The 7,388-nt window shown below is 65.5% G+C and carries 7 protein-coding genes; 6 read left to right on the top strand and 1 reads right to left on the bottom strand.

Annotated elements, in window-relative coordinates; all coding sequences use genetic code 11:
* The first annotated feature begins 55 nt into the window (after positions 1 to 55).
* The 6 genes from G3N99_RS30970 (at position 56) to G3N99_RS30945 (ending at position 6,673) form a co-directional block, all read left to right on the top strand.
* The gene (locus G3N99_RS30970; RefSeq protein ID WP_174940807.1) at positions 56 to 1,126 is read left to right on the top strand and encodes an FUSC family protein; all 1,071 of its coding nucleotides are present in this window, start codon (positions 56 to 58) and stop codon (positions 1,124 to 1,126) included.
* A 329-nt stretch (positions 1,127 to 1,455) separates the two neighbouring features.
* A complete protein-coding gene (gene argG / locus G3N99_RS30965) occupies positions 1,456 to 2,790 on the top strand; it encodes an argininosuccinate synthase (RefSeq protein WP_166886526.1) in 1,335 nt (444 codons plus the stop codon).
* Positions 2,791 to 3,013: 223 nt separating this feature from the next.
* Positions 3,014 to 3,511, top strand: coding sequence for a shikimate kinase (locus tag G3N99_RS30960; protein WP_206124284.1), 498 nt, complete (start codon positions 3,014 to 3,016; stop codon positions 3,509 to 3,511).
* Positions 3,512 to 3,853: 342 nt separating this feature from the next.
* Positions 3,854 to 4,648 (top strand): polysaccharide lyase family 7 protein, encoded by a 795-nt coding sequence (locus tag G3N99_RS30955; RefSeq protein ID WP_206124283.1) that lies wholly within the window; start codon positions 3,854 to 3,856, stop codon positions 4,646 to 4,648.
* Between the two features lie 244 nt (positions 4,649 to 4,892).
* Entirely contained in the window at positions 4,893 to 5,405 is a 513-nt protein-coding gene (locus G3N99_RS30950; protein ID WP_174938908.1) for a helix-turn-helix transcriptional regulator, read from the top strand.
* A 2-nt stretch (positions 5,406 to 5,407) separates the two neighbouring features.
* Positions 5,408 to 6,673: a HipA domain-containing protein gene (locus G3N99_RS30945; protein ID WP_241011936.1), complete on the top strand. Its 1,266-nt coding sequence runs from the start codon at positions 5,408 to 5,410 to the stop codon at positions 6,671 to 6,673.
* Positions 6,674 to 6,678: 5 nt separating this feature from the next.
* On the opposite strand, the gene G3N99_RS30940 is transcribed toward G3N99_RS30945, so the two are convergent.
* On the bottom strand, positions 6,679 to 7,388 hold a 710-nt coding region (locus G3N99_RS30940), incomplete at its 5' end, for a LysR substrate-binding domain-containing protein (protein ID WP_241011935.1).

Below are 7,388 nucleotides of genomic sequence, written 5' to 3'. Positions count from 1 at the left end.
CGCGGCGCCGGCCCGCGCAGGCCGCCGTGCGCGTTCCGGCCACTCCCGTTCCGCCATGACCACCCCGCTCCCTGCCCGGCTGCCGCCCCTCCTGCGCAACGCGCTCCGCCCGCTGCTCGACCCGTATCGCCGTTACCGGCACGCGAAGCTGATCCATGCGGCGCGCGTCTCGCTCGCGATTCTCGTGTCGATCGCGCTGTCCACCGGGCTGAACGTGCCGCACGGCGAGTGGTCGACGATCACCGTGCTGATCGTCGTCGGCGGGCTGCAGCACCACGGCAACATCCGCAAGAAGGCGGCCGAGCGCGCGCTCGGCACGTCGATCGGGGCGCTCGCGGGGCTCGGGCTGATCCTGTTGTATTCGTTCGTGCACGCGCCGCTCGCGATCTACCTGCTGATGGCGCTCGCGTGCGGCTTCTGCGCGTATCACGCGATCGGCAAGGCCGGCTATATCGCGCTGCTGTCGGCGATCACGATGGTGATCGTCGCCGGGCACGGCGACAACGAGATCGTCGACGGCCTGTGGCGCGCGGTGAACGTGCTGACCGGCATCGCGATCGCGCTGGCGTTCTCGTTCGCGCTGCCGCTGTATGCCACTTACTCGTGGCGCTACAAGCTCGCCGACGCACTGCGCGCGTGCGCGGCCGTGCATGCGCGGCTCGCGGGCGACCGCCCGATCAGCGACGACGCGCACCTGAAGGAAATGGCCGCGCTGAGCGCGCTGCTGGTGCAGCTGCGCTCGCTGATGCCGTCGGTGTCGAAGGAATGCGAGACGTCGATGATGCAGCTCGAGGCGATCCAGCGCAGCCTGCGCCTGTGCATCGGCTATCTGGAGATCCTGTCGAGCGCGGTGCCGGCCCGCGACGACGTCGCGTCCCGCGAATACATGCGCGTCGACATGAAGGCCGTGAACCGGCGCATCCGCGACACGCTGGTCGGCGCGAGCCGCGCGCTCAAGTTCGGCACGCCGAGCCGGCTCTCGCCGCGCCGCCGGCCGGCCGACCCGCCGCATGACGCACCGCCGCCGCAGTTGTCCGGCTACGTGTCGATCACGGCCAAGCTGGCCGGGGAAGTCGACCAGTTGCGCGAGAAGCTGCTCGACACCGCGCAGTCGTGGAACATCTGACGGTCGCGGGAATCCGGGCTTCGCGCGCCAGTCTTTCAGATATCTTTCGGCGTGGCGCACCGGCATCCTGACCGCGGAAGCCCCGCCCTTCGGCCGATCCGGCCCCGGAAACACGGCTCGCGGCCGCGCGCGTCGGCGCCGGTTTTGACTGCGATTTCGCGCCGGCTGGCGTGGCGTTCTCCACCCGGCTCACCGCCCGCCAGGCCCGCCGCAACAGGCCCGACGACGGTTCCGCGCGAAAATCAGCCCTTGCCCCAACCTCCCGGACAGCCGATACTCGCATATTCCGCGAAATACGATCCCACCGGCTTCAATCCACGGTTATTCCTATGAGCACGATTCTCGAAAGCCTCCCGACCGGCCAGAAGGTCGGTATCGCCTTCTCCGGCGGCCTGGACACCAGCGCAGCGCTGCACTGGATGAAACTCAAGGGCGCCGTCCCGTACGCATACACGGCGAACCTCGGCCAGCCCGACGAAGACGATTACGACGCGATCCCGAAACGCGCGATCGAATACGGCGCAGCCGGCGCCCGCCTGATCGACTGCCGCGCGCAGCTCGTCGCCGAAGGCATCGCAGCGCTGCAAAGCGGCGCGTTCCACATCACGACGGCAGGCGTCACGTACTTCAACACCACGCCGATCGGCCGCGCCGTGACGGGCACGATGCTCGTCGCCGCGATGAAGGAAGACGGCGTCAACATCTGGGGCGACGGCAGCACGTACAAGGGCAACGACATCGAGCGCTTCTACCGCTACGGCCTGCTCGTGAACCCGGATCTGAAGATCTACAAGCCGTGGCTCGACCAGACGTTCATCGACGAGCTCGGCGGCCGTGCCGAAATGTCCGAATTCATGAACCAGGCCGGTTTCGCGTACAAGATGTCGGCCGAGAAGGCCTACTCGACCGATTCGAACCTGCTCGGCGCGACGCACGAAGCGAAGGATCTCGAAAGCCTCGAGAGCGGCATCAAGATCGTGAACCCGATCATGGGCGTCGCGTTCTGGCGCGACGACGTGAAGATCGCCGCGGAAGAAGTGACGGTGCGCTTCGAAGCCGGCCAGCCGGTCGCGCTGAACGGCGTCGAGTTCACCGACCCGGTCGAGCTGCTGCTGGAAGCGAACCGCATCGGCGGCCGCCACGGCCTCGGCATGAGCGACCAGATCGAGAACCGGATCATCGAGGCGAAGAGCCGCGGCATCTATGAAGCCCCGGGCCTTGCGCTGCTGTACATCGCGTACGAGCGTCTCGTCACCGGCATCCACAACGAAGACACGATCGAGCAGTACCGCGAGAACGGCCGCCGCCTCGGCCGCCTGCTGTACCAGGGCCGCTGGTTCGACCCGCAGGCGATCATGCTGCGCGAAACCGCGCAACGCTGGGTCGCACGCGCGATCACCGGCGAAGTGAAGATCGAACTGCGCCGCGGCAACGATTACTCGATCCTGAGCACGAAGTCGCCGAACCTCACATACCAGCCGGAACGCCTGTCGATGGAGAAGGTTGCGTCGACGTTCTCGCCGCGCGACCGGATCGGCCAGCTGACGATGCGCAACCTCGACATCACCGATACGCGCGACAAGCTGCGCGTGTACTCGCAAGTCGGCCTGCTGACGCCGGGCGAGACGTCGGCGCTGCCGCAGATCAAGGGCGACGAGAAGTAAGTCGCTTCGCTCGACGCCGTGCCGCATCGCTGGATGCGGTACGGTCGGGCAGGCTGTGTGGGCGCATCCTCTTCGCGCACGCAGCCTGCCGCTCCCTCCGCCTCTTCCCCGCCTCTCCGCCCTCCCTTCCGCTCACCGCATCACACCGCGTGACGTACCAACGGCACTGCACCGCCGCGTCAGTCATGGCAAGCTCCGAGTCTTCCGATTCCCGCGCCGACTCATGACCGCCCTTACCGTCATCCACCTGAACGGCCCGATCAACAGCGGCAAGACGACGATCGGTCTCGCACTCGCGCACGTGCTGCCCGATGCACGCTTCATCGACGGCGACGATCACGATGCGCCCGAAGACGCACCGTTCGACGTGCAGTGGGCAATCGCGCTCGAGCGTCTCGTCACGCAGATCGCGAACGCGCGCGCGCGTCATCTGGTCATCGCCTATCCGATCGGCGAAACGGAATTCGAGCGGCTGCGCGCCGCCTGCGACGCGCGCGATGCGCGCTTGTGCGTCGTGACGCTCGCACCGCCCGAAGCGATCGCGTCGTCGAATCGCGGCTCGCGCGCGCTGACGGACTGGGAGCGGACCCGGATCGCCGAGATGTATCGCGAAGGCTATGCGTCGCGGCCGTTCAGCCAGATGGTGCTCGATACGTCCGATGCGACGCCCGATGCGTGTGCCGCGCGTATCGCGCAGCACGTCGCGGCGACGGAGTCGTAACCGGCACACCTGCCCGGCGCCCTTCAAGGCGGCACACGGATACCCCGCGGCAGTCGGCGCAAAGCAACTTCTCCGACCTAAATAGGAAAACGTTTACTCTTTTGGTGCTTCTTGTTAGCATCGTCCCCGATCGGCTCGAGCAGCTTCACGGAAAGCCGATTGCAAGCCTTGAAAGTCCCGCAATATTCAGCATCACTGTTCCAGCCGTCGAGTCTTACCTGCTTTCTGTATTTTGGAGTGCTTTCTACGGGCAACCGATCTCGCTTCGACGATCGTACGCCCAAATAGGAAAACGTTATCCACAACGTGGCGCCCAGCCACGGACCATCAGAGAGAGACACCATGAAGAACAGGATCATCCCGTGCGTCGTCGCCGTTCTGTCCGTAGCGTGCCTGTCCGCGTGCGGCGGCGACGATCCGGCCAGCCCGGCCGCCGCCGCCCGCCAGCAGGCCACCGCGATGGCGCTCAGCCCGTCGAACCCGCCCGGCTCGAACTTCAACCTCGCGCCGTTCACGCTGCAGTTGCCGACCGGCTCGTCCGGCAAGGTCGACACGGTGAGCGGTTCGTCGCTCGCGGGCGGCTACGTGAACCCGACGTATTTCTATACGGACGGCAGCGACGGATCGATGGTGATGATGGACCCGACGCAGGGCTGGACGACGTCCGGCTCGCTGCATCCGCGCACCGAGCTGCGCGAAAACGCGATCTGGCCGACCTCCGGCACCAACCGGCTGAATGCGACGGTGACCGTCGCGCAGGTGCCCGATCACACGACGATCGGCCAGATCTTCCAGGGCACCGGCCCGAGCAAGCCGCTGTGCGAGCTGCAGTTCACGTCCGGCGGCGTCGTGCAGCTGCTGCTCGAAAGCACCAACCAGGGCGGCAAGTCGACGACCACGCCGATCACCACCGTCGGTGTCGGCAAGAAGTTCAGCTACACGCTGAGCCTGAGCGGAACGACGATCACCGTCACAGCGAACGGCACGACCAAGACCTTCACGATGGATTCGAGTTTCGACGGCGAGAGCTTCTACTTCAAGGCGGGTGATTACGACCAGACGGCCGTGTCCGGCACGCCGCTGACGACGCCCGGCACCGTCGTGAAGTTCTATGCGCTGACGCTCACGCATAGCTGATCGAGCCTCGATAGCGCGCGCCGGACGGGCACGTGATACGCCCGCCCGGCACCAGACACCCACCTCGCATTGACGGGTGAGGTTCAAATAACAAAAACGCTAATATTTTGGCTAATACTCAACAAAAAAGCCAAAATACTTACATTATTCTTATTTTGATGTAGCCTTCAGGTAGCGACACCCTCACAAAAATGCTAATATTTTGGCTTTCCAGATCGAAAAACGCTGAAATACCAGCATCGAGATGCCCCAGAAAACCGCCCCACTCCTGCCAACATCCAGCCGGTTGCTCGCCGAATTTGGTGAGCGACTGAAGCTCGCGCGCCTGCGCCGCAAGCTCACGGCCAAGCAGGTTGCGGAGCGTGCGGGAATGTCGCCGATGACGCTTCGCTCGCTGGAAGCGGGTGGCTCAAGCGTCACGATGGGCGCCTATCTTTCCGTCATGCAAGTACTCGGTCTCCAGGGCGATCTGGAAAAACTGGCCGTCACTGACCCGTTCGGCCGCGAGCTTCAGGATGCTCGCCTCGTCAAACCGCGGTCTTCGAAGCGAGTCGTATCGTCGCGATCCGGCGTGGTCTCGCGCACGTCAGACGAGCGCCACTCCACCGCCGACTCCCGCGTCGCCGAGACGGCCAGGGCAGCCAAACCGGCATCCGCCCCCGCCATCCCGGCCACCGACCGCGGCACGACCGCTGTGGATCTGGCCGCACTGCTGAAGCCATCGAACAAGCAACAACGGGGGCCTCGCGAGAAATGACGATGATCGCCGTTTACGCAGACTGGAGCGGCCTGCCCGAACCTCGAAGACTCGGCCTTCTGCATGGCCGGCAGACACGTGCCAGCGAACGGTTCGAATTCCAGTATGACACCCGCGCACTGGTCGCTCGCGAGTCGGCCCATGTACAGCTCGATCCCGGAATCGGCCTGTTCGAAGGGCCGCAATACCCGGCTCCACCACACAACACGTTCGGTGCTTTCGCCGATTCGAGCCCCGACCGATGGGGCCGCATGCTGATGGACCGCCGATTGGAACGCGACATTCGTGCCGGCCTTCGACCGAAGGGCACGCGACTCCATGAATCGGACTATCTGCTCGGCGTGCACGATCTCTATCGGGTTGGCGCATTGCGCTACAAGCTCGACGACACGGGCGCATTTCTCGACGACCGAATCGATCGAGCCGCCCCGCCATTTGCGGAAATCCGCGAACTGGAACAGGCCAGCCGGTCACTGGAAGAGGATATCGACAACCGCGCCCCGAACGGCCGCGACTGGCTGTCCATGCTGATCGCACCCGGCGGCTCCCTCGGCGGCGCGAGACCGAAAGCCAGTGTGGTCGATGAACACGGACACCTCTATATCGCGAAATTCCCAAGCGCGAGAGACGACTACGATGTGGGCGGCTGGGAAATGGTCGTCAACGCACTGGCGGTTGGCTGTGGTCTGAACGTCGCACAAGCGGAGGCACGAAAATTCGCGAGCGACTATCACTGCTTTCTGGTTCGTCGCTTCGACCGGACCGACGACGGCCGTCGTCTGCATTTTGCCTCCGCCATGACCATGACTGGGCATGTCGATGGCGACGATGCATCCACCGGCGCCAGCTATCTGGAACTCGCGGAAGTCCTGATGCGGCAAGGCGCGCAACCGAATGCCGACCTGCGCGAACTATGGGCCCGGATCGTCTTCAATTTGCTGGTCTCCAATACCGACGACCATCTTCGCAATCACGGATTCATTCTGGTGCCCGGCGCCGGCTGGCGCCTCTCCGCAGCCTACGACATGAATCCCGTCCCTGTCGCCGACGGCCTCAAGCTCAACATTACGGAAGCCGACAACGCACTGAATCTCGAACTCGCGCGCGAAGTATCCCAATATTTCCGGCTGAGCCTCAAGGATGCCGACGAGATCATCGACGATTTTCGCGGCACCGTCAGACAATGGAAAACACTCGCTGCGCGACTCGCGCTGCCGGCCCGGGAACAAGACCGGATGGCGCGCGCGTTCCACCTCGCAGAAACCTGAGCGCCTCACACCACCGCGACCTGCCGGTCTTCACGCTCGCGAGCGGCGGTCGCACGCTCCTTGAGCCGCCCCCCCGTTGCCCCGGCAACGATCATGTCCTCCCCGTCCCGCGCGGCGTCCACAAAACGCTCGCCGATCCAGTCGACGAACGCGCGCACGCCGGGCGACACGTGCGGGCGCTTCACGTAGACGGCCGACACCGCGATCGCGTCGGGCCGCCAGCGCGGCAGCACTTCCCGCAACCGCCCCGCATCGATCAGCGCCTGCGCGGCAACGCGCGGCGGCTGGATCAGCCCGAGGCCATGCACGCCGCACGCCAGATACGCCTGCTCGTCGTCCACGGTGACGATTCCGTCGAGCCGCACCTTGCGCACCGCACCATCGACGAGGAAATCGAGTTCGGCCGTGCGCTGGCCCGGCACGGACGACACGCTGACCGCGCGATGCGAGGCCAGGTCGTCGAGCGTACGCGGCACGCCGTGGCGGTCGAGATACGCGGGGCTCGCGCAGGTCACGCGCTCGAGCATGCCGAGCCGGCGCGCGACGAGCGACGAATCGGGCAGCTCGCCGAGGCGGACGCTGCAGTCGACCGCATCGCCGACGCGATCGGCCGCGCGCCCGGACACACCCAACATCAGCACCAGATCGGGATGCCGGGCATGAAACGCGCCGAGCGCCGGCAGCACGATCGCGTCCGCGACCGCCGGCGGCAGCA

Origin of the sequence: Burkholderia sp. Ac-20392, from assembly GCF_017104585.1 — a bacterium.
GTDB classification, from domain to species: Bacteria; Pseudomonadota; Gammaproteobacteria; order Burkholderiales; family Burkholderiaceae; genus Burkholderia; species Burkholderia lata.
The sequence above is the reverse complement of the archived record's forward strand: the minus strand, read 5'-3'. Positions and strand labels throughout refer to the sequence as shown.

Excerpts from the sequence above, each read along its gene's own strand:
- G3N99_RS30970 (WP_174940807.1), top strand. The coding sequence starts at position 56 with ATGACCACCCCGCTCCCTGCCCGGCTGCCGCCCCTCCTGCGCAACGCG.
- G3N99_RS30955 (WP_206124283.1), top strand. The coding sequence starts at position 3,854 with ATGAAGAACAGGATCATCCCGTGCGTCGTCGCCGTTCTGTCCGTAGCG.
- G3N99_RS30960 (WP_206124284.1), top strand. The coding sequence starts at position 3,014 with ATGACCGCCCTTACCGTCATCCACCTGAACGGCCCGATCAACAGCGGC.
- G3N99_RS30945 (WP_241011936.1), top strand. The coding sequence starts at position 5,408 with ATGATCGCCGTTTACGCAGACTGGAGCGGCCTGCCCGAACCTCGAAGA.
- argG (WP_166886526.1), top strand. The coding sequence starts at position 1,456 with ATGAGCACGATTCTCGAAAGCCTCCCGACCGGCCAGAAGGTCGGTATC.
- G3N99_RS30950 (WP_174938908.1), top strand. The coding sequence starts at position 4,893 with ATGCCCCAGAAAACCGCCCCACTCCTGCCAACATCCAGCCGGTTGCTC.